The sequence below is a fragment of the Nannocystis sp. RBIL2 genome (genome assembly GCF_026626745.1).
Lineage (GTDB): Bacteria > Myxococcota_A > Polyangia > Nannocystales > Nannocystaceae > Nannocystis.
Genome location: NZ_JAPNJW010000002.1, coordinates 3,186,525 through 3,211,770 on the forward strand (window position 1 = coordinate 3,186,525; position 25,246 = coordinate 3,211,770).

Below are 25,246 nucleotides of genomic sequence, written 5' to 3' on the forward strand. Positions count from 1 at the left end.
CGGGCAGGACTGACGGCCTCGACGCTCCACGTCGATGTCACCTCACTGTCCGGACCCGCTCATTCGACGGCCAGGCTCGAGCGCGAGAAGGAGAACACCAGAGACGTCTCGATCCGGCTCACCTCGGGGCGGCTGGTGAACGAGCGGATCGTGAGGACGCGCAGGTGCTCGGTGTCGCGGCACGCGACGTGGACCAGGAAGTCGGTCGCGCCGCCGAGGCAATACACTGCGACAGTCTCGGGCAACGAGCGCAGGTGATCGCCGATGCTGTTGAACGCCTCGCCGACGTGGAGGCGGAGCTGGACCGCGATCAGAGCCTGCAGGTCGAGGCCCAGCGAGCGCGGCGCGAGCTCGGTGCGGTAGCCCGTGATCACGCCCTCGGCCTCGAGCCGGCGCACCCGGGCGAGGCACGACGACGGCGCGAGGCCGACGTTCGCGGCCAGCTCCTTGTTGGAGATCCGAGCATCCTTCTGCAGGAGGCCGAGCAGGGCGCGATCAATTCGGTCGAGGGTGGGCATCTCCGGCTCCGTGTCGAATTCTATTCGGTAGAATATCCGGTAGTTCGAGAATATTCTTCGGCCTCGATGCTTGTTTCCCGACTTTTTGCCGGTCTGCTCGCCCTGGCCTCGCCCCCGGCACCCCGGGCCGGGACGGTCTCGCTCGAGCCCGCGGCGGTGACCACGGCCGCCGGGGAGAAGGTCCAGTTCGAGCTCGGCACCCTGCACGTGCTCGAGAATCGCGCTGCGCCGAACAGCCGCGTGATCGACGTCGGGTTCGCGCGACTGCGGGCCGCGCGACCGACCCGCGCCGCCCCGATCGTGTTCTTGCCCGGCGGGCCGGGCAACAGCTACCTCGACGCGTTCACCGAGACCGGCGAGAACGCCCGCCGCCGGCTCGAGAACTTCCGCCGCTACAGCGCGGTCGCGGACGTCATCGTGCTCGATCAGCGCGGGTTCTCGCGCCGCGGCACCACCCTGCGCGTGCCCGATGCCGTGCCCGCGCCGCTCGATCGCCCGAGCTCGGTGGAGGCGGAGAGCGCGGCCTATCGCGCCTTCGCGGCCGCGGCGATCGCCGCCAACCCGGACCACGATCTGTCCGGCTACCACGTGCGCGAGTGCGTCGAAGACGTCGCCGAGCTGCGCCGCGCCCTCGGCTACGCCAAGCTCAACCTGCTCGGCGGCAGCTTCGGCTCGCAGTGGAGCTTCGCGGTCCTGCGGCTGCACCCGGAGATCGTCGAGCGCGCCGTGCTGTACGGCGTCGAGCCGCTCGACGACGGCATCGACATGCCGTCGTACCTGTTCGCCGCGCTGCAACGGATCGCCTTCGACGGCGACCGCGCGCCGAACCTGCAGCCGTACCTGCCGCCCGGCGGATTGATGGCCGCGGTCCGCGAGCTCCGCGACCGGTTCGCCCGCGCTCCGGTCACCGTGAAGGTCCGCGTCCCCGAGACCGGCAAGACCGAATCGGTGGTGCTCGGCCTCGCCGACCTGCAAAATGCGCTGCTCCCCGACGACGCCGACGCGTGGCCGGCGTTCATCCTGTCGCTGTATCACGGCCACTACGAGGCGTGGGCGCGGGAGGAGCTGTCGCGCCGCCGCAGGTCGAAGTTCTCGTCGGTGATCCTGCCGCTGATCGATTCGGGGCTCGGCGTCAGCGCGACGCGATCACACCGCCTGCACAACGATCCGGCGACGCACTACCTCGGCACGTGGAGCTTCGAACCGTACGAGAGCTCGCGCCCGGCCTGGCCGACCCCCGACTTCGGCGACGCGCTGCGCGCTCCGGCGCCGAGCGAGGTCCCGGTGCTGCTCGTCAACGGCGACTGGGACACCTCGACGCCGATCGAGAACATGCTGCAGATCGCGCCCTACTTCCCGCGCGGCCGCGTCATGATCGTGCACCGCGCCGTGCACGAACAGCTGACCCGGATGACCCGCCATCAACCCGAGGTCTTCGACGCGATCCTCGAGTTCTATCGCTCGGGCGCGACCGCCAAGCTGCCCGCCGAGATCTCGCTGCCGGCACCGACCTTCGTGACGCCGGCGTTCCCGCCGCCCGCGCGCCGCTGAGAACCTCTGCAGGGTTCATCGTTCAATCCACGGGCACCTCGCGCGGATGACGGCCATGTCCCTCACGACATGCCCTTTCAAGCATGTCGAAATGATCATGTCCTGAAGGCCATCATCATCGCATGTCTTGCCCCGCGGATCCTCTTGCCTGATCGTCCGGGGGTTCCGCTCGTGGCGAGCGCAGGCATGCGGCTCGGGAAACCCCGCGAGGGATGCGGTCGCGCGTGTAGCGATCGCGGCGCTTGTCGCGGCGCCTGCTGCCGGTTTAGAACCGCCGCCATGTCGCCCCCCCGCCCCACGTCCGTCCCGGAAACCGCAACCTTCGACGACAACGACCAGCTGTGGGAGCTGGGCGAGCGCGACCCCGAGGCCCGGAAGATCGGAGCATGGATTTACTGGCGTCCGGACGGCAGCAAGGAGTGCGAGGAGACGTGGGGCGACGGTCGCACGCGTCTGACCTACCGGCGCTTCCACCCTGACGGGAGCGTCGCGCAGAGCGGCGCGAAAGACCTGGTGCGCGACCTCTGGGTCGGCCGCCCGCGCTGGACCCGGATCGAGGGCGACAGCCCCGAGCACCGCCACTGGCCCGTCAGCGGCACCCCGGCCGCTCGCGCCTACGAGATGACGATCGACGACGACGGCTGGGTCGTCGACGAGCGCCTGTTCGACGCTGCCGGCGCCCGCATCACCCAGGGCGGCGCCCCGTTCCCGCCGATCCCCGAGGGCCTGCCCGACAACGCCTTCCTCACCAGCGGCGATCGCCTGTGGGTGTCGCAGTCGCGCTCGCTCGACAACGCCCGCCGCCGTGGCGCTTACGCCGTCTGGGATCGCAACGGCGTCCTGCAGGAGCGCCAGCAATACGACGACGCCGGCGCCGAGAAGCCGCTGCGCCGCGAGCAGTACAAGAGCGGCGCGCTGTGGAGCCTCCTCGAGCAGCGCGGCGCCGAGCGGGTGCAGAGCTTCTTCCGCCGGCAGAGCGGCGGCGAGCCGGTCCTGCGCTCGAGCACGATCTACCGCGACGGCGACCAGGACCGCGAGGAGACGCTCTACGACGAACACGGCGTCCGCCGCTACTCCGTGCGCATGGAGAAAGTGAGCGCCGGCCACGTCCGCCGCTACGACGACGGCCAGCTGGTGTTCGAGGCCATCTGGGACAGCGACGCGCCCGCGGTGCCGCCGCAGAAGGTCGCGTACTACGGCGAAGACGGCGGCCTCCTGGTGGACTACCGGTCGCTCGGGGACGGCAAGGGCGAGCTGCGCCTCCACCTCGGCGGCGCGCCCCAGGCCTTGCCGATCGACGACGAGGCCGACCGCAACAAGTACGGCAATTGGAGCCGACTTTTGCCCGGCTTCGCCCACTACGAGGCCGACCGGACCCAGCGCGACTGGCAGGTGGTGACCGAGCGGTTCCTCGCCGCCCTCGACGAGCACCGCTTCGCCGAGTTGCTGGCGGCGCAGCCGATCCCCGACGCGCTCGCCCCGACTCTGAAACGCGTCAAGTGGGCCAAGATCCGCGCCGTGGGCGATGGTCCCGCGATCGACAAGTTGCTCGTCACCTTGCTGGGCGACGACGCCGCTGCGGCCCAGCGGGCGCACGAGCTGCTGTGGGGCCGGATCGAGCAGCAGGACTGCGTCTTCGCGGCCACCTACGCGGTCGCCGAGACCCTGGCGCGACTCCTGCCCCTCGTGACCGGAGAGGCGCCCCGCCGCCGCGTGCTCAAGAACCTCGCCGACATCGTCAGCTTGCCGGCCCTCGCGCACGAGGACGAGCGGCGCTTCGCCGACGTCGTCGCGGCCGCGCGGGCGGTGCTGCCCGAGCTCGCCGCCTTCGTGCGGACCGCGGACGACGCCGACGGTCGCGCGGTGATGCATCTGCTGGCCCTGCTCGGCGAGCCCGAGGCCTTGCGCGCGCGCCTCGACGACGCCGGAGCCTCGCTCGAGACCCGCGCCTTCGCGGCGTGCGCTCTCGCTGCCTGCCGCGACCTGGCGGAGGCGCAGCGGGCCGAGACGGTCCTGCACCTGCGTCGGGTCTTCGACGGCGAGCCGGACCCCGGCCTCAAGGTCATCCTCGGCCTGCTCGTCCGCCTGACCGGCAGCGAGGACGCCCCCCGCGACCCCGCAGTCGACGCCCTGCTCGTCCACTACATCCTGCACCCCGCGGAGCAGGACCGGCTGTTCGCCGCGTGGCGCCCCGTGATCGGCTTCCTCGGCGACGACATCCCTTCGATGTTGATGCGCGCGATTCCTCCCGAAGTGCGACTCGAGCACATCGACGCCATGCTCGATCGCCTGCCGACGCGCGGCTCCCTCGATCAGGCCACCGACCTCGACATCCTGTTCGCCACCCTGTTCCCCGCGGGCGCCGACCAGGAGCTCTCACCGCTGCACCGCAAGGCGCTGCGGATCGCCGCCGACCTCGTCGACGCGCACCCCGGCTTCGTCAATCACGGCGAGATCTTCCCCAAGCACGCGCTGCCGTGGGACAGCTTCCGCCTGCGCGAGCTGGCCCGCGCCGGCGCCGAGTAACTCAGCCGCGTCGCGTCGCGGCGATCCGCGGCGCCATCGACCTCTCGGGCCTCATTGTCCACACTAGGTGGGCGGGCCGGGATACACGCCCCACGGCACATAGGGGTTGCGCTCGTGGCCGCGGACCCGCTTCGCGGCCATCGTGATCAGGAGCTCCCCGCTCTCCATCGCCAGCACGCGCGCCCCGACCCACGACGCCACCGCCGACGGCGGGCCCACGGCTATCGGCGGTCGCGCCGGCCCGTCTTCGAAGCGGACCGCGACCAGATGGCCGGCGGCGTCGAGCGCGAGGGACACGTCGCGCATCGCCGGCGCCGGCGAGCGCACCTCGCTCGAGCGGATGCGCAGGGTGTCACCGGCGGGCTCGTACAACACCGAAGTCGCGGCGTGGGGAGGCTGCATCGGGCCCAACCTATCACGCGAGGCGGCGAGAAAGCCATGCCTCCTCTACGAGTCGTGGTCGGTCCCCACGCACCCGCAGTCCCATCGACAGACCTCGTCCTTCACGGGCCTGCACTCGCCATTGATGTTCTCGACGAGGGAGTGGAGCACCCAGTACGCCTCGCAGGAGTCGGCCTTGTTGCCGCAGGCGAAGAAGTCGAGCAAGGCGGGGGCGCACTCGGGCGTCTCCCAGTGCGACAGCCGCATCTCCTGATCGAGAACGCAGGCGTTTACCGTCGGATAGCTCGGCCCGTATCCACACTCGATCAGCAGATCGCAGCGCCGCTGCAAGATCTCCTGCTCCGGCGCGCCCGTGGTGGAGCTCGAGTTCCCCGAGTCCGTCTCCTGTTCGACAGGACGATCGGTACAGGCGAGAAGGAAGACAGCGACGAACACCAGGGCGCGGAACATCGGGGTTTCCTGACCAGGATACCCGCGAGAAGGTAGCACCCGCGAGAAAGTAGCACCCGCGAGAAAGTAGCACCCGCGCGGCGCCTACGGGCGCACCGCGAGCAGGGCTCGGGTGTGGTCGGGGGCCACCGCGCTCATCATGTCGATCAGGGTGCGCGACTCGCCGGGACCGGCGGCGCCGGTGCGACGAATCGACGGGCTCCGGCTCATCGCCCACAGCAGCGCGGCGGTCGCTACGGTGGGCACGCGGCTGTAAGTGACCATCGCGGCGGGGACGATGGCGTCGCCGAGTTGGCGCACCAGGCGGAACCCCTCGTCGGACGCGCGGGCGAGCGCCATCGCCTCGGACCAGGAGATGCCGGCGCGGCGCTCGTGGGCTCGCACGCTGGCGATCATGCCGGGCACGACGAAGGCCGCGTGGGTGCGCAGCCAGCCCTGCATGTCGGGCTCGACCACCGTCGGAATGCCTGCGGCGGTGAAGACCCGGGCCCAGGCGGGATCCGAGACGGGGGTGAGCAGCGGGCCGCGAGTGACGATGCGCGTCGTCAACACGCCGTCGTCGAGCCAGGCAAGGATCGCCGGGAAGCCGAAAGCGGCGCGCTCGGGGCCGACTGCGTCGCGCAAGCGGTCGAGCGGCTCGAACGTGTTGAACATGAACATAATGGTCCGCGCCGCGCTGGCGGCGAGCGCCGGCAGCACTGCGTCGACCTGGGACGCCAGCACGGTGACCAGCACGAGGTCCCACTCGGTCGCGGGATCGAGGGCGCCCTGGACGCGGACTGCTGCGCGCTCTCCGTTTTTTTTGACGATCGCCTGCTCGCGCTCGAGATGGGCGAGGCGGGCACCGCGGGCGATGACGGTGACATCATGGCCTGCGCGTGCGAGCTGGAAGGCGAAGGTGCTGCCGATCCCTCCGGGACCGAGGATGGCGATCTTCATGGGCTGCGCATAGCACACGTGCACGGTCCACCTGACAGCGGGACTCTCGACAGAGCGCAGAGCGCCGAGATCGAGACCGCGCGGGACGTCGTCGCGCTCGCGGCGGGCGTGACGTACCGACCGACCTGGCACCTCCCGGCGGTCTCGCGGGTGTCGATCTTCCGTGAGCAGCACGGACGATGACGCGCACGAACACGCGCGGCGCCGCCGATACGGCGCGGCCTCTTCCCAGCGTGGAAAACAGCTCGGCGCGGCGACCGAACCCTCGCAGATTTGCGAGCCCCAGTGGCACAAACGCGACTGGCACATGATGTGGGCTCGGGTACGGTACCCGCCATCCGCATGACAACCGAACGACACGCCGCAGGAGCAGGACAGGTCGTCCCGCCGCCGTCTTCTGGGGGCTCCTGAAGCGAAGGGGCTGCCTGCGGCCCCACGTCGCTCCCCGCTCGTCTCCGTCCCGCCGCGTGCGCGGGCGGAGCTCTCCTGCCCCGAACTCCTTAGCGAAAGACTCATTCCCATGAAATCGATTGCATTGTCGGCACCGCTGCTTCTCCTCTCCTTCGCCTCCGGCTGCGACACGCCCGGTGGGACCCCCGTGACCAATCCGCCGCCGGAGTGGACCTGCGACGCCGCGCGCTTCGACGCCGCCGACGGCTGCGACTGCGGCTGCGGTGCGCCCGATCCGGACTGCGACGGCGCCGGCTCGGCCGAACCCGGCACCGGCGTCGACAACTCTGCCTGCGACGCCTGCGTCGACGGCGACGGCCAGGCGCAGCGGTGCGTCAGCGTGACCGCGGCGCTCGAGGCGGCCGGCTTCATCGTCAGCCCGGCCGGCACCAGCGACGACGGCGCCGAGCTCTACGATCTCACGCTCCTGCAGAAGAACGATCATCAGGACGCGCAGTCGGGCACCCACGAGCAGCACCTCACGCTCATCCACCGCAGCTTCGACCTGCCCATGAACCTGATCTCCACGGGCTACAGCAATTACCTCGGGTTCACGGAGGACGAGCTGACCACCCTCCTCGGCGGCAACCAGCTCATCTTGGACAAGCGCTTCCACAATGGCAACGGCGACGACTACGCCCACTTCACGCGCAAGCAGGTCGCCGACGACGCCCACGACGTCGTCGTGCGCCTGCGCGACCTTTATACCGGCGCGTGGCTCGGCTCGGGCCTCAGCAACGGCGGCGTCGACATGGTGAGCTTCCGCCAGCACTACCCCGACGACGTCGACGCCACCGTCGCCTTCGGCGCGCCCTTCATGGTGCCCGAGGACGCGCGCTTCCTGGCCTTCTTCGACACCGTCGACGCCACGTGCCAGGACCGCCTCGAGGCCATCCAGCGCGCCGCTCTCGGCACCCAGCGCGCGGCAGTCGAGCCCGCGGTGATGGCCTCCGTCGCCGACGACTTCGGCGACACCTTCGACCGCGTCGAGCCTGCGCGCGCCTTCGAGGCCGCCGCGCTCTCCTACCCGTGGCTGTTCTGGCAGTACTTCGGCACCCCCGACGACTGCGCCGGTCTGCCCGACCCGGCGATCGCCACGGCGGAGGAGCTGACCTCCGCGTTCTACGGCGTCACCAGCATCTTCGGCACCTACCCGATGTCCGACGCGTACCTGGCGTTCTTCGGCGCCTACTTCTACGAGGTGCAGCGGAGCAGCGGCTGGCCGGCCTTGCCGCGCGCCGAGCTCGTCGCCGAGGGCCTCATCCCCGCCGACCTCGTCGACATGGAGCGCGGGCTCGTGCCCGACGGCGTGACAGTGCCGGAGTTCGACGCCGCCGAGAACAGCTCGCTCGAGGAGTTCGCCCGCCTCGGTGACGGCATCGCCTTCGTCTACTCCGAGCACGACCCGTGGGCCGCCGGCGCGGTCACCCCGGCGCCGATGAGCGGCAACCTCCGCTTCGACGTCAGCGACGGCAATCACCTCGCCATGTTCTCGTCGCTCTCGGAGGCCGATCGCGCCGCGCTGTCCGCCTTCCTCGAGACGAACCTCGGCATCGAGATCCCCTGAGCGCGACACCGTCGCATCAGCACGAGGAGCGCCTCTCGCCGAGGCGCTCCGCCGACAAAATGACAGCACTCATTGTCGGCAGCCATTCGCACGCAGCGCACCTCGCTCGATCCCGATACCGCACACATCGGGGTCCTACCCGTCCCCTGCTCGCGTCGCGCCTTCGACGCGACGCCCTCGATCGACGCAGCGGTCGGTCGCGGCGGCTCGGCGTTCTCGCGGTCCCTGCGGGCGCAACGAGGTCGCCTCGACGGGGCGACTTCCCGCGGTTGCGCACCCGGCGAAGGGTGGTAAGAGCTCCTCGCTCTTTCTCGAGCACGGAGTTCTTCCATGAGCCGATACAACATCGCGGTCATCGTCGGCAGCCTGCGCCGGGAGTCGTTCAATCGCAAGCTGGCGACCGCCCTCGCCCGGCTCGCGCCGCAGGAGTTCACGTTCAAGCAGCTCGAGATCGGCGACCTGCCGCTTTACGACCAGGACGACGACGCCGATCAGCCGGCGCCGACGAAGCGGCTCAAGGCGGAGATCCAGGCCGCGACCGGCCTGCTGTTCGTCACCCCCGAGTACAACCGCTCGATCCCGGGCGTGCTGAAGAACGCGATCGACCACGCCTCCCGGCCGTATGGCCAGAGCGCGTTCGCCGGCAAGCCCGCGGGGGTGATCGGCGTGTCGGTCGGGGCCATCGGCACCGCCATCGCCCAGCAGCACCTCCGCGGCGTCCTCGCCTATCTCGACATGCCGACTCTCGGTCAGCCGGAGGCGTTCGTGCAGGCCAAAGAGGGCCTGTTCGACGAAGCGGGCGACATCGGCCCCGACAGCCGAAAGTTCTTGCAGGGGTGGGTGGACAAGTACGTCGCGTGGATCCGCCACCACGCGAAGTGAGCCCCTCCGCCGCGATGCACCGCCCCGAAGAGGCTGCGAGCCACGAACGCGCCATTTCTCGGCGGAGCCTTCGTTCGATAGAGCCATGCGGGAGCGCTATGGCTCATCGACGCTGCTGGGTCAGCCTGTTAGGATGTGGGCAATGCGACGGCTCGCCCTCTTCCTGGCCCTGGCGACCGGGTGTACGCCGATCCCCGTCGGGACATGGACACCGCGCGAACCAAGGGTCAGCGCCAGGACGGCCCACCCGGAGATCTACACCGAGTGCGAAGCCTTCATCGGGTTTCGTCAGTGCCGCCTCGCCGAGGTGAAAGACGGAAGGGCCAGCGACTCGGAGTTCGCCAAGGTTACGCAGGCCATGCGCGCCATGATTCGCCAGAGCTCCGCGCCGCAGTCAGCAACCTCTTCGAGCGGGCCTGCGCGCGCGAGTACCCTGTTCTGGGGTCATGTGGCCCAGTCCGCCTTGACCGCGCTTCTGAAGCCGTTCACCTCGTCCCGGTGAGCCTCGAAGTCACGCAGTGAACGCTCCGCTGCGCCCTTGCTGGGCCGACGAGCGGCGACCGGCGGCGCGGAGGCTCCACGCGAATCACTCGCCCTTGCTCTTCGGCCGCTGCACCGGCACCAGCCGCTCGCCCACGCACGACCCGCGCAGCCGCGGCAGGAACAGCCCCGGCCCGCCGCGCAGCAGCGCCTGAGCGACCGCCTCGGCCTCGTCCGGCCGCTGCTCGGCGCACAGCACCAGCACGCGCAGCACCTCGCGCTCGTCGGCCAGCAGGCCGCGAGCGAAGCGGCGCGCGTGCTCGTCCAGGCTCGCCAGCGCCGCCGCCGGCGCCCCGCGCTGCAATGCCGCCTGAGCCGCCTCGAGCAAGCGCCGCTCGGCGCCCGGACCCTCCTCCGCGCTCGCTGCATCCCCACTGCTCCCCGCGACGCCGCCGCTCTCCGCCGTCCCGCTGCTCCCCGCAGTCCCGCTCCGCCGCCCCGCCTGCTTCGTCGGCGACGGCTCGCTCGGCGGCGACGCCTCGATCGCAGTCGACGTCTCCGGGCTCGGAGCCTCGATCACCGCCGGCTCGCGCGGCGCCTCCGGTCGCGCCACCACCGCCGCGGGAGCGCTCGGCTCGGGGCGCGTCAACCAGCGCCCGCCGACCACCGCCGCCCCGACCACCACCACCGCCGCGATCGCCTTGAGGCTCGCCGCCGTCGCCGCCTTGCCGGCCAGCGCCTGCGTCGCGTTCGCCAGCGCCTCCGGGTCGGGCACCTCGGCCCCGCCGTCGTCGGGTCCCGCGGGCGGCGGCGCTTGCAGGCGCTGCCACACGCGCGCGAGCGCCTGCTCGTCCGGCGCGACGCGGCGGGCCTGATGAATCAATCGCTGGATGTCCTCTTGTTCCTGGCTCATCGAACATCCTTCCCCAGCAGCCGCCGACGCGCGTGCGCCTTGGCGAACGCCCGCTTCGCCTCGCGCAGCCGCGAATACACGGTGTTGACATTGACCTCGAGGATCGCCGCGATCTGCGGCGCCGACAGCTCCTCCACTTCGTGGAGCACGAACACCTCGCGCTTGTCCTCGTCGAGCTCGGCCAGCAGCGAGTCGAGCATGCGCAGCGCCTCCGCGTCGAGCAGCACCTGGTCGGGCCCGCGGTCGTGGCTCGGCCACTCGACGGGCTCCGGGTCGAAGCTGTGGCGGCGCGCCCGGTCGCGGGACTTGCGGGCGATCCGCACCGCGATCGCGTACAGCCAGGTCCGGATCGCCGCGCGGTGCTCGAACTCCGGCAGGCGCCGCTGCACCACGATGAACAGCTCGTGCAGCGCGTCCTCGACCGCCGCCGGCTGGACCCCCAGGCGTCCCAGCGCGCGCCACAGCTCGCGCGCGTGCGCGCGGTACAGCGCCGCCACCGCCTCGCGGGTCGGCGCGCCCGGGGCGGGCGGCGCGGCGGACTGCGGGCGGGCGGCGGGCATCGACTCCTTCGTCCGGCGGCGGCGACCGATCCGTCAGTTTTTCTCGCGGCCGAGGTGGACCTCGAGCCCCACCGCCGCCCGGAAGCCGACGACGCCGGTCCGGATCAGCTCTGGCAGCGGCTCGACCGCGAACGAGTCGCGGGTGAGCGGCACCACCAGCGCCACGCTGCCCCACAGCGCGGTCCGCCGCGAGAACCGCCAGACCGCCCCGGGCTGCACCTCGACCGCCGCCCACAGCGTCCGCACCGTGCGCGCGCCCGTGAACCCCGAGCCGCGCACCACCAACGCGCCGAGCTCCACCCCCGCGCACAGCGGCAGCTCGACGAGCCCCGCGCCCGTCTTGCCCGCCCGGCGCAGGCGCGGCGTCGGGCACACCCGCAGCGCCGCCGCCCCGATCTGCGCGGCCGCGCCCACTCCCGCCGGCTCCGCGTATGCGCGCCGCCGCCCCGGCCACCAGCTCCCCGTCAGCTCGACCCGCACCCCGGGCAGGCGCAGCGCGTAACCGCCCAGCAGCCCGGCCCCGGCGCCCGGCAGCACCCCGGCCTCGAGCCCGACCGCCAGGCGCAGCGCGTGCCCGACCGCCACCCGCGGGCGCGGAGGCGCGAGCGGCTCGGCGGGTTCCACCGACGCCGGCGCGATGTCGCTCTCGCGGGGCGCGTCTTCGCGCGCGAGCGCCGGCTCGGACGGCGGCGGCGCTGGGATCTGCGGGCCCGCCGGGACCGTCGCGGCCGGCGGCGCGGGCTCCGGCACCGTCGCGGCCGGCGGCGCGGGCTCCGGCACCGTCCCGGCTGCCGGCGGCGCGGGCACCTGCCCCGCCTCCGGCTCCGGTCCGGCCCCCGCCTCCGCGCCGGACAGCGCCTTCTCGATGGCGATCGCCAGCGCCAGCGCCCCCGAGCGCGCCAGCTCCTCGCAGTCGCGGCCGCGCAGCGTCTTCTCTCCGCGGCTCCCGTCGCGCGCGATCACCAGGCGCAGGCGCCAGCCGGCCCCCTCGCGCTCGAGCACCCCCTGGCTCGTCAGCCCGGGGTAGCCGGACGGATCGGCCGCGGCCCCCAGATGTCCCGCGAGCCAGGCGCGGACCTCGTCGCTCTGCGGGCACCCGGGCGGGGCGCTCCACGCCAGCGCCGGCTGCGACGCCACCTGCCCCGCCGCCGGGCTCGCGTGGACCGGCCCGGCCGACAACGCCGCCACCAGCGCCCCACAGGCGCCTGGGCCGAGACGATGCAGGCGAGCGCCGGGCACGGACGCGCTTCTTATCGTCGGCGCGAGGCGCTGTCCATCACGAGCCTCCGCCGCGCAGCTCGGCGCACTGCCGCGCTCCTCGTCGTCGCGCAGGCGACCGCTCCCCTCACTCGCTGCAGACGTCCCACAGCGCCTCGAGGTACGCGACGCGCAGCCCGTCGGTCGCCACGAGCACGAGCGTGCGGCCCCAGCTGCCGTAGCCGTCGGCGTCGTAGCAGCTCCACGCGTGTCCGTGCGCGAAGCGGTCGCCGTCCTCGCCCTCCTGCCCGCGCAGCCCGAAGCACCGCGTGTCGGCGCCGAACAGGCGCACGAACGCGGCGGCCGCCTCGTGCCTGCCGCCGAGGAGGTGGCAGGCCAGGGCGCGCGCCCGGACGTCGCCCAGCGCCTCGAAGCCGATCGGCTCGGCGTTCGCGGGCACCACCGCGGCCAGGACCGCGTCACGCCGCCCGGGCTCGGCCAGCCAGCCCTCGTCGGCGACCACCCCGAACACGCGATCGGCGAGGTCGTCCCGGGGCAATGCATCGTCTGTCTCGAAGGACATGTATGGATAGACCCCCGGCGGCGCGCTGCGGCGGCCGCACGGCGCGTCGTCGATCTCCAGCGGCCAAGCCCGCCGCAGCGCCGCGATGCACGCCTCCGCGGTGAGCCGCGCGTCCTGGCCCGGCAGGGCCCTCGCCACCGCCGGCAGGAGGCCCGGCGGCTCGGGCTCGGATGGCTCCACAATCGCGCCGCCACGGCCGAGCCACGGATACGCGGCGCGGACGTGGCGCAGCCCGGCGAGCAGCATGCCGACGAGATCGACGACATCGACCTCCGCGTCCTCGCGCGTCGTCTCCGAAGCGACCCCGTGGGCGCGGAGGAAGCGCTCGACGTGGCCGCGCAGCGCGGCGACGGCGACGGCAGGGACCCGCGGATGCACTGCGCCAGGTGTATCACGCGCCGCGGCGCCCGACACTCGCGGGCGCACGCCCACGCGGCCCGCGACGCGCCTCCTGCCATGCCCAGGCGGAGGCGCTCGCCGCTCGCGTCACGGACCGCACGCGCAGTCGCACAGCGCCGGGCTGTCCTCGGCCCAGCACTGCTGGTAGCCGAGCGGCTCGAACTCGCACGGCACGTCGTCGAGCAGCTCGAGCTCCACGCTCGGCGGCACGTCGTCGCTCACTCGCCCCCAGTACGGGGTCTTCACCGCGTCGACCGGGTCGCACGAGTCCGGCGGGTTCAGGTCCAGGCAACCGAGGTCGGTGCGCAGATACACCGGAATGCAGCGACCCACCGGCGGCTCGGCGTTGCACACGGGCTCGGCCGCGACCTCGTGCGTCGTCTCCACCCACAGGCAGCCGTTGAGCCCCGGAGAGCCCTGGAACTGATCGCAGCTCGCCTCGTCGGTGAGCGCGTCGCAATGGGCAGCCAGCGACCCGCACGCGGCCTGTCCGACGTTGATCGCGAAGTCGTAGCACCCGAGCGCCAGGCCCTGGACCTCGCAGTCGCACGCGCCCCAGTCCGCGGGGAGGTTGAACGGATCGAAGGGGAACACCACCGGCACCCCGTTGGGGTCGCAGTGGAGCGCCGGCGCTTCGCTGCCGCCGATCTCGCTGGCGCAGAAGCCGAACTCGCCCTCGCTCCAGTGGCAGCCGTCCGCGTCGACCTCGATCGCCTGGCCGCCGGCGAACTGGCAGCCGGCCGCCACGCACGAGGCTTCGTCCGCGTATTGGGAGCAGTCGTCGACGCCCTCGGTGGTGGTCGACGGCTCGTCCGTCGTGTCACCGCTGGTGGTGTCGGACGGCTCGCCCGTGCTGTCGGGCGGCTTGCCCGTGCTGTCGGACGGCTCGCCCGTGCTGTCGGGTGGCTCGCCCGTGCTGTCGGACGGCTCGCTCGAGCTGTCGGAGGACTCACCGGCGGTGTCGGTCCATTCACCGAGGGAGTGCTTGTCGAGGCAAGCCGGCGACAGCGCAAGGAACATCAAGCTCAGGGGATAGGCGATAAGAAGACGCAAGGTACACCTCGTAGGTCGAAAGGTTCGGGGGAGCGCGGCGCGCGGCAGGTCGCTGCCGGTCGTCACGGTCCTTGAGTCCTGCCGCCCGCGTCGATCCATCGAAATTTTTTCTCGCCCCGTCTTTTTTTTCCGCGGGCGATCGCGCGCGCGGCCCGGTGAGGCGTGCACCGCGCTCGAGGCCCGACTGCCGCGAACATGGGCATGTCTTTTCAAACATGCCCCATCAGACACCCGCGCCACGGCCGTCAACGCTCGAACAGCAGCACCCCGGCCGCGATCAGCAAGAACCACAGCGGCACGTACGGCGTCACGAATTGCCGGACCACCCGGCGAGCCCCGCGAATGTTCTCACTGGCCCAGCTGCCGTCGGTGAACTCTGGCGCGTCGACGCGGTCGCGCAGGTGCCCGACGTAGACCGGCACGCCCGCCAGCAGCCCCGCGACAAGCCCCCCCGCGTGGCCGATGTTGGCGATCGATCCGAGCAGCCCGGTCCCGCAGGCCACGAACCACAGCATCATCAACACTGCAGAGCGGTCGTCCAGGTGGTAGCCGCGCCGGGGGGCGTAGCGCGCCTGCATCCACACGAAGCCGAACAGACCGTAGACCACCCCCGACATCCCGCCGAAGCTCGGCCCGGTGACGAGGTACTGTCCGATCCCGCCCGGGACCTCGCTCAGCAGCACCAGGCCGATCAGCGCCAGCGAGCCGTGGTTGTGCTCGACCTGCCGCCCGAGCTGCCACGTCCACATCATGTTGAAGATGAGATGGAGCGGACCGAAGTGGATCAGCATCGGCGTGACCAGCCGCCACACCTCGCCCTCTCGCACCCTTTTTAAAAAATCGGGCGAGTCCCACGGCTCGATGCTCAGGTTCTGGATCGTCATCGTCAGCGGATCACCGAAGTCGCTGTACAGCGCGACCAGCACCGAGCCGATCACCAGAAACAGAGTGACCGGGCCGACCCCCTGCGCCGGCCCGTCGCGCCATTGATCCGCCACCTGGACCATGCGCCGGCCGGCCCGCGACTGCCGGCGCTCTCGCTGCTCGCGGATCGCCGCGGCCGCGCTAGCGACGTCCGACCCAGCAGCGCCCGGCGTGAACTGCCCTGCGACCTGCCGCGCACGCGCGAGGTCGTCGTCGTCGAGCACCCACACCTCCCACGGCTCGCGCGTGCGGACCTCGCTGTCGATCCCCGCCACCAGCAACGCGTCGACCAGACGTCCTGCGTCGCCCTCGCTCGTCAGCTCGGTCAGCTTGCGCATCGGCCGGGCGACCATACCCACCCGCGTCGACGCCGGCAATCGCACCCGCTTCGCCGCCGCGCCGGGAACCTCTCCGCGGGTGGGCCGATCGCGTGCCGCGAATCGGCCGACGAAGCGCCCCATGCCCGGCGGCCCGCGATTCGCCCCGCAAAAATCGTGAACCCCCGAACTCTTGTCGGCCAGCTCTCGCGCGTGCCAAGCTGCAGCCATGCGTGCCTGGCTCCCGCTCCTGCTCACCCTCGCCTGCGCCCCCAAGCAGGAGCCCGGCGACACCGACTCGCAGTCGACGAGCACGAGCACGAGCACGAGCACGAGCGAACCGGCGACCACTACCACGAGCACCCCGACGACCGGCGCCGTCGACATGATGACCGAGGCCGCCTGCCTCGAAGACATCCATCCCGGCGACCTATGGCCCGGCGTCGATCTGGCGCTGACCTGCGGCGGCCTCGAGCTGTGTCCCGGCGACGACCCGATCGTCTTCCAGCTCGACGGCCCCGAGCTCGCGGACGACCTGTCGTCGCCGACCTCCGTCGAGACCGACCTCGAGCGCGCCCGCTGCCTCGCCACCGCGCTGCGCGACCGCACCCCCGGGCAATTCTTGTTCATGCCGGTCATCGGCTCCGAGATCCCGTACGTGTTCGGTCTCGAGATCGTCGGCGAGCTCGTGGTCGCGCGCAGCGATCGCGGGAGCTGCGAGGCGATCGAGCCCGAACCGAAGTCGTGCCACGTACACGAGCGCCTGCGGGTGCTTCGTCCGCCCGAGTACTTCGCCGACTGTATCGACGGCGACGCCCTCGCGCTGTGGCGCTGCCTCCTCGACCCGGTCGAGCCCGAGCCGGCCTGCGCCGCCGGCCCGCTGGCGTGCCCCCCGTAGCGCCGCCGGAGCGCCGAGCTCCGCCGACTCTCGTCCTCACGGCGCGCTCACTGCCTGCTGCGCGCTGCTCGACGCCCGGCCAGCGCCGCCAAGGGCGCTGCTGCCGCTCCTGCGCTACATCCTGCGCTGACCCGCGGCAACGAGCGCCTCGAACGACATGACTAAGTGGACATGTCTGTAACGACATGTCCCATGGAACACACGCCCAGGCGGGCTCGCCTACGCCTTCTGCCGCTGCTCGAGCTCGGCGCGGAGGCGGTCTTCCTGCGCGCGGAGCTCCGGCGTGAACTCGGCGCCGAAGTCCTCTGCCTCGAAGATCGGGCGGATCTCGAGCTCGGACTCCTCGTTCGGCATCGGGTCGGGGCAGCGGCGCGCCCACTCGACCGCCTCGTCCATCGACCGGACCTGCCAGATCCAGTAGCCGGCGATCAGCTCCTTCGTCTCGGCGAACGGACCGTCGACGACCGTGCGCTTGCTGCCCGAGAACTGGATCCGCTTGCCCTTCACGCTCGGGTGGAGGCCGTCGCCCGCGAGCATCACCCCCGCTTTGACCAGCTCCTCGTTGAACTTGCCCATCTCGGCCATCATCGCCTCGCTCGGCATCACGCCCGCTTCGCTGTTCTTCGTGGCCTTCACGATCACCATGACCTTCATCGCCTTTGTCCCTTTCGCTGCGGCGCCGCGCGCCGGTGGTTGGTTCATACACGCGACGAACGGCGCCCGGCCCGATCGACACGCGCCGAACTTTTTTTTCGGGGCTCCGGCTCCTGTGAAATTTTCCCTGCGAAAACAACGACTTCGACTTTTCGCGCCGGGAACGGCCCGGTGCCCCCCGACCACCGGGGTCGCTCGAGCGTCGGCTCCCGATCGAGGTCGGGCACCTCGCTGCCAACGACTCGCCGCGCGCACAATCGGTCTCGGTGCTCCGCGAGCTCGTCGTCAGAGGCACAGCGTCGAGCTCGCTACGAACATCGACGCGCGCACCACCGCGTGCAGACGTCGGCCGCGGTGACTCTCGACCGCGAAGCCGGTAGAGTCGGCGTCATGCAGCGTCCTGCCCGCATTCCGCTCGTCCCGCGTCGCGCGGGTTCCCTGCTCGTCCTGGCCCTCGCGGGCTGCGGGAGCGACCCGGCGGCGACCGACAGCCACGGGAGCACCACCGCGTCGACCAGCGACGCCACGAGCACCGCCCCCACCAGCACCGCCCCCACCAGCACCGCCCCCACCAGCACCACCACCACGAGCGACGCCACCACCGACGCCTCCACCAGCGACACCGGCGCCCCCGGCGAGTGGCAGTTCGTCACTCTCGCCGAGCAGACCTTCCCGCTCAACAACACCGACGTCCTGGTCGAGTTCATTCGCGCCGAGCGGCCAGACGGCGGGCGCTCCTTCCTGCTCTACCAGCACGCCCCTGCTGCCAAAGCGCCGCTCGTCATCCAGACCCAGCCGTACGCCGGCATCGACTGGACCGGCGAGGAGGTCGACGAGCGCTGGGCCCAGCAGGGCGACGGCAGTCATCCCGACGTCGACGCCCCCGATTACAATGAATCGGACAACATCGCCTACCAGCTGCAGGACCCGGCGGAGGCTGTCGGCGCGAACAACGTGTGGGCGTTCAACGGCTTCGCGGCGATCCACGCCTACGGCCGCTTCTACGCCGGCGGCACTCTGGCCGACGACGCCCTCGACGCGGTCGCCCCCTACGCGTTCGCGCGCACGCGGCCCGACGAGATCGACCTCGAGCGGATCGGCGCCTTCGGCTCGAGCTGGGGCGGGATGATGGCCCTGTTCGGCGCGAGCCAGGCCCCGCCAGACGCCGCCCCGCGGGTGGTCGTGCCGATCTCCGCGCCCTCGGACTTCGTCGCGCTGTGGACGTGGTCGAGCGACACCTTCCTGTCGCAATCGAACAACCCCACCATGGTCACCGGCTTCTATTCGCCGTACTGGCGGCGCGCGACGCCGATCCTCGGCAGCCCACCCGCGGGCGCTGCCGCCGAGCCGTATACCCACGCCGGCCTGTGTCCGGGCCTGCCGGGCACCCTCATCCTGCCGCACGACGCGTGGGATGCCATCATTCCGATCACGCAGACCCAGGGCCTCGCGGCCGCGTGCGCCAACGTCGAGCCGATCTACTGGCCACGCGCCACCCCGCTCGACCTCGAGACCGCGACGATGACCCACGGCCCGTTCGCCGGCGAGGGCCTGGTCCCGAGCGTGCTCATCTACACCTACGCCGCCCTGGCCCTCCAGCTCGCGCCGCCCGAGGCCGCGAACGTGTACTCGGTGACGAGCGGGCCCTCGCTGGTCCTCCACCTCCAGCTCGTCCTCGCCGAGCAGAAGGCGGGCAAGGACGTCGCGTGGATCCTCCCGCGCCTGCGCGAGCTCGCCGATCCGCGGCTCCAGACTCTGGTCGCCGAGCTCAATCAATTGCAGCCGAGCGCCGCGGTCCTGGCGAGCGCAGTCAACGAGGTGTGGCAGACCACCTTCGACGCCGACAGCCTGCGCGCGCAGCTCGAGCTCGGCCTGCCCGACCCGCCGTGACGTCTCGAATCACATGTCCTGAGGGACAGATCTATAATTCGACGCCGATCTGCCGCAGCAGGCCGAGGAAGTCGGCGAACACGCGGACCTCGGTGAGCTTGCCGCCGGCGACGCGGTAGTGCGTGCTGCCGCCGATCTCCACGGTCCGACCGGTGGCGGCTCGCCCGCGGAAGGGGCCCCGGTGCGTGCCGCGGAGGGTGAAGCGCGCGGCGACGCGGTCGCCGTCGACGACCAGCTCCTCGACCGTGTAGCGCAGGTCGGGGAACGCGGCGCGCAGGCCCCGGATCGCCGCGATCACGCCCTCGGGCCCGCGCGCGGTGCCGGTCGCCGGGTTGAAGTAGGCGACGTCGGGCGCGAGCAGCTCGCTGAAAGCCTCCTCGCGGCCGGCGTTGAGCGCCTCCTCGTAGAAGCGCAGCACCGGCCGCTCGACGGTCTCCGGGGCGCCCGCGAGCGCGGCGATGACGTCGGCCGAGGACCCGACCGAGCCGGCGATGCCGCCCTGGGCCGCGATCATGTCGAGGGTGACGCGGTGGTACTCGGGGAAGTAAGAGGCGACGCAGTCCGCGAGCACGAGGCAGCGGAAGCCGCGGTCGTTGGCCTCGCGCACGGTGCTCTGCACGCACACCTCGGTGGTCACGCCGGCGACCAGCACAGCCTCGATCCCGTGGTTGCGCAGGATGGCCTCGAGGTCGGTGGCGTGGAAGGCCCCCTTGCCGGGCTTGTCGATCACCGGCTCGCCGGGCGCCGGCGCGAGCTCGGGCACGAAGTCCCAGCCGGGCTCGCCGCGCACGAGGATCCGCCCGCGCGGCCCGGGATCGCCGATCCGCAGGCCCGAGCGGCCGTGCGCGCGCTTGGCCGGCGGACAGTCGCTGAGGTCGGGGCGGTGGCCCTCGCGCGTGTGCACGACGAGGAGGCCCGCCGCGCGCGCGGCCTCGAGGACTGCGCGGGCCGGGGCGATGGTCCGCTGCAGCTCGCGCACGTCGTTGCCGAGCGCCTCGCCGAAGCCGCCGGGGAGCAGGAAATCGCCCTGCATGTCGATCACGAGCAGGGCGGCTGCGCGGGGTCGGAAGCGGAAGGGCGCGGGTCGGGCGGGGACGTGCAGCTCCACGCGGCGAGGGTAGCGGGGCCGGGGCTCACGGTCGAGAGCAGAGCGGCTTTGTCGGACAGACCCGGGGCCCTGCGCGTGAGCTCGCAGGCGAGCCGATGTCGTGCCGCGGTTCACATGACCTTCGAGACAGGCGCGCTGTCCGCCCTGCTGGTGAAACATGCGGCCTGCGCTTCGGCGATCGGGTCGCCCTCGACGCGGGCAGCGCTGCGACCGTGAAGTCGTCGGCGGTGACGTGGCGGACGGCGAAGCAGGCGCCGGACGACTCGGCGCACGCGCTACGCGAACGAACGCCGGCGTCGGCGCGGCAGGGCTGCGAGGAGCAGCAGCAGCCAGGCCGAGCGCGCGTCGCTCGCGGTCGCGCAGCCGCAGCCGCCGTCGCCGGAGGCCGGCGCGCCGCTGTCGCTCGCCCCGTCGCTCGTGCTCGTCGCCGCCGCCGAGGTGCTGCCCTCGCTGGCGCCCTCGCTCGTGGTGCCGGTCGGCGCATCCCCCGTCTCGCCGGTGCTGCTGGCCTCGCCGGTGGTCGGCGCGCACGCCGGATCGCCCTCGCCGTCGCAGTCGTTGTCGATGCAATCGTCGGGCAGCTCCTCCCCGCCCGGCCAGCGCGCCGGGTCGGCGTCGTCGCAATCGCCGGCGCACAGGCGGACCCCGTCCCCGTCCCCGTCGGCCTCGTCGGCCGGCAGCGCCGCGTCGCAGTCGTTGTCGCGCCCGTCGCACACCTCGGACGCCCCGGGGTGGCTCGCGGGATCGTCGTCGTCGCAGTCGTCGCCGCCGCAGGTGGCCGCGTAGTGGCCGTCGCCGTCGCCGTCGACGCAGGTGCAGTGCAGGCCCGCCGCCGCGAGGCCGTCGACGAAGCCCCAGCCGAGGTCGTTGTCGGGCGCGTCGGGCTGCGTCGCGGTCGCGCGCAGCAGCGCCAGCATGCCGGCCGGATCGAGCTCGGGGTAGGCCTCCAGCAGCAGCGCGGCGACGCCGGCGACCAGCGGCGTCGACAGGCTCGTGCCCTGCGACGCCTCGTAGGCGACCAGGCTGTCGGAGCGGGCCATGTACACGTCCTGGCCCGGCGCCACCAGGTCGGGCTTGATCCGGTCGTCGGCCGTCGGCCCGCGCGACGAGAACGGAGTGACCACGCCGTCGAAGTCGGTCGCGCCGACGGCGAAGACGCCGTCGACGTCCGCCGGCGCGTCGAGGGTCTTCGGATCTGGACCGCCGTTGCCGATCGCCGCGAACATGATGAGCCCGTTGGCGACCGCCACAGTCGCGGCCTGCGACACGACCGCGGTCTTGCCGTCGAGCTGCTGCGGCTCGTACCAGTCGGAGTAGCCGAGCGACGCGGTGAAGATGTCGGCGCCCATGCCCTCGATCCACTCGAGGCCGGCCACGTAATAATCCTCCTCGTACGGCTCCTCGACGTCGATGCGCTCGGTCTTGGCCAGGATCACCGACACGCCGGGCGCGACGCCGGAGAACACCTCCCCGTCGTCGGCGACGATCAGCGACAGCACGCCGGTGCCGTGGTGTTGCTGCCCCGGCGTGTCGCCCGCCTCGTCGGCGACGACGTCGTCGCCCTGCACGAAGTCGCGGGCCGCGATCACCTGCACATTGGCGAACGCCTGGTGCTTCAGCACGAACCCGGTGTCCTGCACGCCGACGACCACCCCGGCGCCGGTCAGGCCGCATTCGCGCAGCTCCGGGACGTGCAGCGCCGACAGGTGCGGCCAGGACAGGCCCTTGGCGCGCGAGCTCGGCGTCTCCTCCGTCACCGGCAAGGGGTGCTCGTGACGCCGCCCCCGCGCCACCGGGCGCACCCCGGCGACGAACGGCAGGCGAGCGATCGCCGCGCGCTGGGCGGCGTCGGCGTCGACGCTCACGGCATTGAGCCAGCGCGAGGTGGCACGAATCCGGACGCCGGTGGCCGCCACCGATTGCACGTAGTCCGGCGCCGGCGGCACGTCACGGACATCGACGCCCCGATCGCCGCGGACCCGCGCGCGTCGACGCAGGGCCCGCGGCGCGAGCTCCCGCTCCTGCCGCACCAGCGCCGCCTCGAGGTCGGCCCCCTCGACCTGCTTGTCGCGGAAAAACACCCACGTCGGCGGCTCGACCAGGCTGGTGGCGATGGCTAGCGCGGCGATCTGCAGCATCTCGGCGTCCTCGTCCTCGCGGCCATTGTCGCCGCGCCGCCTCCCCGGCGCAGCCCGTCGCCTGCGCGAGCGGGTGAGGCAGGTCTCGGGGTGAGGCGCGACGGAATCGTGCCCGGCCGGCCGCGACGCCCACCGGACGCTCGCCGAGGCATGCGAGAGAACGCCAGGCCCCCCGTCATCCGGCCCCTGATGATTCGGACGCCCGGACGGGAGCGCCATCGTGAGGCACTTCGCTCCGTCGCCGGACATGTCCCTTCGGACATATTTTTGAATCCGTGTCAGGTTCGTGCGAACCATAATGATGCGAGCACAGGGCGACCGGCCCTTCACACCGACTGTCGCCGCATGTCTCTCGGGACATGTCTTTTCTTTCTCAAAAAATGACAAGAGCGGGCCGGGCAGCCGCCGGGAATTCCCTTGCAGCGATCGATCCGCCGAGGCCGCCGCCGGGCATGTCCGACGCTCTGTGCTAACAGCACGGGCGGAGGTGTCGTCGCCATCGTCGTCGAGCTCGCTCTCATCGTGCTGCTCGTCCTCGCCAACGGCGTGTTCGCGGCCGCCGAGATCGCGGTCGTCTCGTTGCGACCGTCGCGCTTGCGGCAGCTCGTGGACGAGGGTCGGCACTCGGCCCAGGCGGTCGCCGAGCTGCGGGCCGAGCCGGAGCGGTTCCTCGCCACGGTGCAGGTCGGCATCACCGTCGTCAGCACCACCGCCGCCGCGGTCGGCGGCGCCGACCTCGCCCGGCAGCTCGAGCCGGCCTTGCGCCGCATTCCTGGCGTCGAGGGCAGCGCGCCCGAGCTCGCCCTCGCCACGGTCGTGATCGGCGTCTCCTATTTGAGCCTCGTGCTCGGCGAGCTCGTGCCCAAGTCGCTCGCCCTGCGCTGGGGCGAGGGTTATGCCCTCCTGATCGCCCGGCCGCTGCACCTGCTGTCGCGCGCGGCCCGGCCCGTCGTCTGGCTGCTGACCGCCAGTTCGAACGCCATCCTGCGGCCGTTCTCCGACCGCACCGATTTCATGGAGACGCGGATCTCCAAGGAAGAGCTGAAGCAGATGGTCGAGGAGGCGACCGAGACCGGCGAGGTCGCCGAGGAGGCCGGCGAGCTCGCCTCGCGCGCTCTCGGCTTCGACCGCTTGCCGCTCGGGACAGTGATGATTCCGCGCAACCGCATCGACGCAGTGGCGCTGCGGGCTCCTCCGGAGGAGCAGCGGCGGGCCATCCTCGCGGCCCGGCGCTCGCGCACCCTCGTGTACGATCCGGACCCGGACGACATCGTCGGTTACGTCAGCGCCAAGGACATCCTGGCCCGCACCTGGGACGGGCGAGCGGTCGAGCTGGGGCCGCTGCTGCGGCCGGTCAAGATGTTCCCGGAGACCGTGCCGGCGACCGAGGTCCTGCAGTTCATGCGCCGCGAGCAGGCGAGGCTGGCGATCGCGGTCGACGAGCACGGCGCGGTGTCCGGCATGGTCACCTTCGAGGACCTCATGGAAGAGCTCGTCGGCAACGTCTTCAGCGAGCACGAGGAGGCGCGCGAGCCCATCGCCCGCCAGGACGACGGCACGGCCGTGGTCCAGGGCCAGACCCCGATCCGCGACGTCAATCGCGAGCTCGCGCTCGGCCTCGAGGAGCCGGACAATGTCAACACCATCGGCGGCCTTTGCAGCCACCTGGCCTGCGGCTTGCCGAACCCCGGCGCTCGCCTGGCCGCCGGCGACGGCAGCGTGCTGGTCGTCCTCGACGCCACCGCCCGGGCCGTCGGCCGGGTGCGCCTGATCCCGTTCGCTGCACGCCGGAGCGCGCCGCCTCCGCCATAGCGACCCCGCGCGCGCGAGCTCGCCGCGCCGCAGCGGCCAAAGCTGCCGCGAACGTCACGGACGAACACGGTGTCGGATCAGTTCCGATTGCGGTCCGTAGAGCGGCGATTCGCCAGTGATAGCCTCGCTGTCGAGGAACAATGATGTCACTTAAAAATGCATGCAGTCTCGCGTTTGCCCTCATGATCGCCTGCGACGGCGGGGGGAAGAACCAGAGCGGCTCCGAGACCGGTGAGAACCCCGGCACCGACGGCTCGTCGAGCAGCGAGGGCGAGTCCGGCTCGACCACGAGCGCGGGGGCCTCGGAGCCGACCTCGAGCGGGGCCACCGAGTCGAGCTCGGGCGGGACCCCGCCCACCGCGACCAGCGGGGAGACCGCGCCCAGCGAGGAGACCTCCACCACCGACCCCACGGCCACCGGCGGAGAGCCGCCCGCGGGCCCGTGCGAGGCGTTCTGCGCCCAGAGCATCGCCTGCGAGCAAGAGGCGACCCCGTTCGAGGCGTGCGTGGCGTTTTGCGAGGCCGACCTGGCGTTCTTCGAGGGCGAGTGCCACAACGTCTGGATCGCGGGGCTCGAGTGCAAGGCGGGCCTGACCTGCGAGGAGCTCGCGGCCCTGAACGACGGCGAACCTTCCGCGTGCGACGCGGTGGTCGGGCAGCAGGCGGAGTGCGCCGCGGGCTGTTCCGTCGGCGGCGGCGGCAGCATGGACGGCTCGTCGTGCCAATGGATGCTCGAGTGCCCCCTCGAGCCGCTCCTGGAGATGATGTGCGACACCGAGACCTGTCTGTGCTTCGAGGACGGCGTGCAGGTCGGCGAATGCCAGGCCGAGGGCACCTGCCTCCCCATCGAGGCGCTCGCCGACAAGGCCGAGGCCTGTTGCGGGATCCCCGACATCGGCTGAGCGAAACCTCGACGCGCCCGATCCCTGCGCTTTCGGACATGTCCTTCGGGACGCATCTTCCGCGCGACCTGAAGAGCGCGGCAAACCATTTGCCCGGTGATGCGCAGCGTCGACGACGGGCCCGACGATCGGT

22 protein-coding genes and 1 pseudogene are annotated in these 25,246 nt (G+C 71.9%); 9 read left to right on the forward strand and 14 right to left on the reverse strand.

Annotation, left to right across the window (positions count from 1 at the left end):
- Positions 1–59: 59 nt before the first annotated feature.
- Positions 60–518, reverse strand: coding sequence for an Lrp/AsnC family transcriptional regulator (locus tag OV090_RS37825; RefSeq protein WP_267709597.1), 459 nt, complete (start codon positions 516–518; stop codon positions 60–62).
- 156 nt (positions 519–674) lie between these two features.
- On the opposite strand from OV090_RS37825, the gene OV090_RS37830 reads away from it, so the two are divergent.
- Both OV090_RS37830 and OV090_RS37835 read left to right on the forward strand, forming a co-directional pair.
- The gene (locus OV090_RS37830) at positions 675–2,069 is read left to right on the forward strand and encodes an alpha/beta fold hydrolase (protein ID WP_267709598.1); all 1,395 of its coding nucleotides are present in this window, start codon (positions 675–677) and stop codon (positions 2,067–2,069) included.
- A 279-nt stretch (positions 2,070–2,348) separates the two neighbouring features.
- Positions 2,349–4,595 (forward strand): hypothetical protein, encoded by a 2,247-nt coding sequence (locus tag OV090_RS37835; RefSeq protein WP_267709599.1) that lies wholly within the window; start codon positions 2,349–2,351, stop codon positions 4,593–4,595.
- 63 nt (positions 4,596–4,658) lie between these two features.
- On the opposite strand, the gene OV090_RS37840 is transcribed toward OV090_RS37835, so the two are convergent.
- From OV090_RS37840 to OV090_RS37850, 3 genes are all read right to left on the reverse strand, one after another.
- Positions 4,659–4,997 (reverse strand): hypothetical protein, encoded by a 339-nt coding sequence (locus OV090_RS37840; RefSeq protein WP_267709600.1) that lies wholly within the window; start codon positions 4,995–4,997, stop codon positions 4,659–4,661.
- Positions 4,998–5,042: 45 nt separating this feature from the next.
- Positions 5,043–5,447: a hypothetical protein gene (locus OV090_RS37845; RefSeq protein ID WP_267709601.1), complete on the reverse strand. Its 405-nt coding sequence runs from the start codon at positions 5,445–5,447 to the stop codon at positions 5,043–5,045.
- Positions 5,448–5,531: 84 nt separating this feature from the next.
- Positions 5,532–6,746, reverse strand: coding sequence for a 2-dehydropantoate 2-reductase N-terminal domain-containing protein (locus OV090_RS37850; RefSeq protein ID WP_267709602.1), 1,215 nt, complete (start codon positions 6,744–6,746; stop codon positions 5,532–5,534).
- A 238-nt stretch (positions 6,747–6,984) separates the two neighbouring features.
- Between OV090_RS37850 and OV090_RS37855 the strand changes: the two genes are divergently transcribed.
- The 3 genes from OV090_RS37855 (at position 6,985) to OV090_RS37865 (ending at position 9,787) form a co-directional block, all read left to right on the forward strand.
- Positions 6,985–8,403, forward strand: coding sequence for a hypothetical protein (locus tag OV090_RS37855; protein WP_267709603.1), 1,419 nt, complete (start codon positions 6,985–6,987; stop codon positions 8,401–8,403).
- 330 nt (positions 8,404–8,733) lie between these two features.
- Positions 8,734–9,285: an NAD(P)H-dependent oxidoreductase gene (locus OV090_RS37860; RefSeq protein ID WP_267709604.1), complete on the forward strand. Its 552-nt coding sequence runs from the start codon at positions 8,734–8,736 to the stop codon at positions 9,283–9,285.
- A 142-nt stretch (positions 9,286–9,427) separates the two neighbouring features.
- Entirely contained in the window at positions 9,428–9,787 is a 360-nt protein-coding gene (locus tag OV090_RS37865; RefSeq protein ID WP_267709605.1) for a hypothetical protein, read from the forward strand.
- Between the two features lie 84 nt (positions 9,788–9,871).
- Here OV090_RS37865 and OV090_RS37870 read toward each other — a convergent pair whose 3' ends face one another.
- The 6 genes from OV090_RS37870 to OV090_RS37895 form a co-directional block, all read right to left on the reverse strand.
- The gene (locus OV090_RS37870; protein WP_267709606.1) at positions 9,872–10,678 is read right to left on the reverse strand and encodes a hypothetical protein; all 807 of its coding nucleotides are present in this window, start codon (positions 10,676–10,678) and stop codon (positions 9,872–9,874) included.
- A complete protein-coding gene (locus OV090_RS37875) occupies positions 10,675–11,238 on the reverse strand; it encodes a sigma-70 family RNA polymerase sigma factor (RefSeq protein WP_267709607.1) in 564 nt (187 codons plus the stop codon). The genes OV090_RS37870 and OV090_RS37875 overlap by 4 nt, the downstream gene beginning before the upstream one ends.
- A gap of 33 nt (positions 11,239–11,271) precedes the next feature.
- Complete coding sequence (locus tag OV090_RS37880) at positions 11,272–12,477, reverse strand: hypothetical protein (protein ID WP_267709608.1); 1,206 nt, start codon at positions 12,475–12,477, stop codon at positions 11,272–11,274.
- A 106-nt stretch (positions 12,478–12,583) separates the two neighbouring features.
- Positions 12,584–13,396, reverse strand: a complete 813-nt coding sequence (locus OV090_RS37885) for a hypothetical protein (protein ID WP_267709609.1) — start codon at positions 13,394–13,396, stop codon at positions 12,584–12,586.
- A 108-nt stretch (positions 13,397–13,504) separates the two neighbouring features.
- Positions 13,505–14,470 (reverse strand): hypothetical protein, encoded by a 966-nt coding sequence (locus OV090_RS37890; protein WP_267709610.1) that lies wholly within the window; start codon positions 14,468–14,470, stop codon positions 13,505–13,507.
- A 245-nt stretch (positions 14,471–14,715) separates the two neighbouring features.
- Complete coding sequence (locus OV090_RS37895) at positions 14,716–15,732, reverse strand: rhomboid family intramembrane serine protease (protein ID WP_267709611.1); 1,017 nt, start codon at positions 15,730–15,732, stop codon at positions 14,716–14,718.
- A gap of 208 nt (positions 15,733–15,940) precedes the next feature.
- On the opposite strand from OV090_RS37895, the gene OV090_RS37900 reads away from it, so the two are divergent.
- A complete protein-coding gene (locus tag OV090_RS37900) occupies positions 15,941–16,609 on the forward strand; it encodes a hypothetical protein (protein WP_267709612.1) in 669 nt (222 codons plus the stop codon).
- Positions 16,610–16,828: 219 nt separating this feature from the next.
- Here OV090_RS37900 and OV090_RS37905 read toward each other — a convergent pair whose 3' ends face one another.
- The gene (locus tag OV090_RS37905) at positions 16,829–17,263 is read right to left on the reverse strand and encodes a YciI family protein (protein WP_267709613.1); all 435 of its coding nucleotides are present in this window, start codon (positions 17,261–17,263) and stop codon (positions 16,829–16,831) included.
- A gap of 390 nt (positions 17,264–17,653) precedes the next feature.
- Here OV090_RS37905 and OV090_RS37910 point away from each other — a divergent pair, with 390 nt between their 5' ends.
- Positions 17,654–19,153: a CocE/NonD family hydrolase gene (locus OV090_RS37910; protein ID WP_267709614.1), complete on the forward strand. Its 1,500-nt coding sequence runs from the start codon at positions 17,654–17,656 to the stop codon at positions 19,151–19,153.
- A 31-nt stretch (positions 19,154–19,184) separates the two neighbouring features.
- Here OV090_RS37910 and OV090_RS51190 read toward each other — a convergent pair whose 3' ends face one another.
- The 3 genes and pseudogenes from OV090_RS51190 to OV090_RS37920 form a co-directional block, all read right to left on the reverse strand.
- A complete protein-coding gene (locus OV090_RS51190; RefSeq protein ID WP_346660437.1) occupies positions 19,185–19,571 on the reverse strand; it encodes an ester cyclase in 387 nt (128 codons plus the stop codon).
- Positions 19,572–19,592: 21 nt separating this feature from the next.
- Positions 19,593–20,261: pseudogene (locus OV090_RS51195) on the reverse strand (isochorismatase family cysteine hydrolase); the annotation flags it as partial.
- A gap of 275 nt (positions 20,262–20,536) precedes the next feature.
- The gene (locus OV090_RS37920; protein WP_267709616.1) at positions 20,537–22,399 is read right to left on the reverse strand and encodes a S8 family serine peptidase; all 1,863 of its coding nucleotides are present in this window, start codon (positions 22,397–22,399) and stop codon (positions 20,537–20,539) included.
- Between the two features lie 522 nt (positions 22,400–22,921).
- On the opposite strand from OV090_RS37920, the gene OV090_RS37925 reads away from it, so the two are divergent.
- Both OV090_RS37925 and OV090_RS37930 read left to right on the forward strand, forming a co-directional pair.
- Positions 22,922–24,211, forward strand: a complete 1,290-nt coding sequence (locus tag OV090_RS37925; RefSeq protein ID WP_267709617.1) for a hemolysin family protein — start codon at positions 22,922–22,924, stop codon at positions 24,209–24,211.
- Positions 24,212–24,393: 182 nt separating this feature from the next.
- Positions 24,394–25,113: a hypothetical protein gene (locus OV090_RS37930; RefSeq protein WP_267709619.1), complete on the forward strand. Its 720-nt coding sequence runs from the start codon at positions 24,394–24,396 to the stop codon at positions 25,111–25,113.
- Positions 25,114–25,246 lie beyond the last annotated feature (133 nt).

Excerpts from the sequence above, each read along its gene's own strand:
- OV090_RS37825 (WP_267709597.1), bottom strand. The coding sequence starts at position 518 with ATGCCCACCCTCGACCGAATTGATCGCGCCCTGCTCGGCCTCCTGCAG.
- OV090_RS37835 (WP_267709599.1), top strand. The coding sequence starts at position 2,349 with ATGTCGCCCCCCCGCCCCACGTCCGTCCCGGAAACCGCAACCTTCGAC.
- OV090_RS37840 (WP_267709600.1), bottom strand. The coding sequence starts at position 4,997 with ATGCAGCCTCCCCACGCCGCGACTTCGGTGTTGTACGAGCCCGCCGGT.
- OV090_RS37845 (WP_267709601.1), bottom strand. The coding sequence starts at position 5,447 with ATGTTCCGCGCCCTGGTGTTCGTCGCTGTCTTCCTTCTCGCCTGTACC.
- OV090_RS37860 (WP_267709604.1), top strand. The coding sequence starts at position 8,734 with ATGAGCCGATACAACATCGCGGTCATCGTCGGCAGCCTGCGCCGGGAG.
- OV090_RS37865 (WP_267709605.1), top strand. The coding sequence starts at position 9,428 with ATGCGACGGCTCGCCCTCTTCCTGGCCCTGGCGACCGGGTGTACGCCG.
- OV090_RS37870 (WP_267709606.1), bottom strand. The coding sequence starts at position 10,678 with ATGAGCCAGGAACAAGAGGACATCCAGCGATTGATTCATCAGGCCCGC.
- OV090_RS37875 (WP_267709607.1), bottom strand. The coding sequence starts at position 11,238 with ATGCCCGCCGCCCGCCCGCAGTCCGCCGCGCCGCCCGCCCCGGGCGCG.
- OV090_RS37895 (WP_267709611.1), bottom strand. The coding sequence starts at position 15,732 with ATGCGCAAGCTGACCGAGCTGACGAGCGAGGGCGACGCAGGACGTCTG.
- OV090_RS37900 (WP_267709612.1), top strand. The coding sequence starts at position 15,941 with ATGCGTGCCTGGCTCCCGCTCCTGCTCACCCTCGCCTGCGCCCCCAAG.
- OV090_RS37905 (WP_267709613.1), bottom strand. The coding sequence starts at position 17,263 with ATGAAGGTCATGGTGATCGTGAAGGCCACGAAGAACAGCGAAGCGGGC.
- OV090_RS37910 (WP_267709614.1), top strand. The coding sequence starts at position 17,654 with ATGCAGCGTCCTGCCCGCATTCCGCTCGTCCCGCGTCGCGCGGGTTCC.
- OV090_RS37920 (WP_267709616.1), bottom strand. The coding sequence starts at position 22,399 with ATGCTGCAGATCGCCGCGCTAGCCATCGCCACCAGCCTGGTCGAGCCG.
- OV090_RS37930 (WP_267709619.1), top strand. The coding sequence starts at position 24,394 with ATGATCGCCTGCGACGGCGGGGGGAAGAACCAGAGCGGCTCCGAGACC.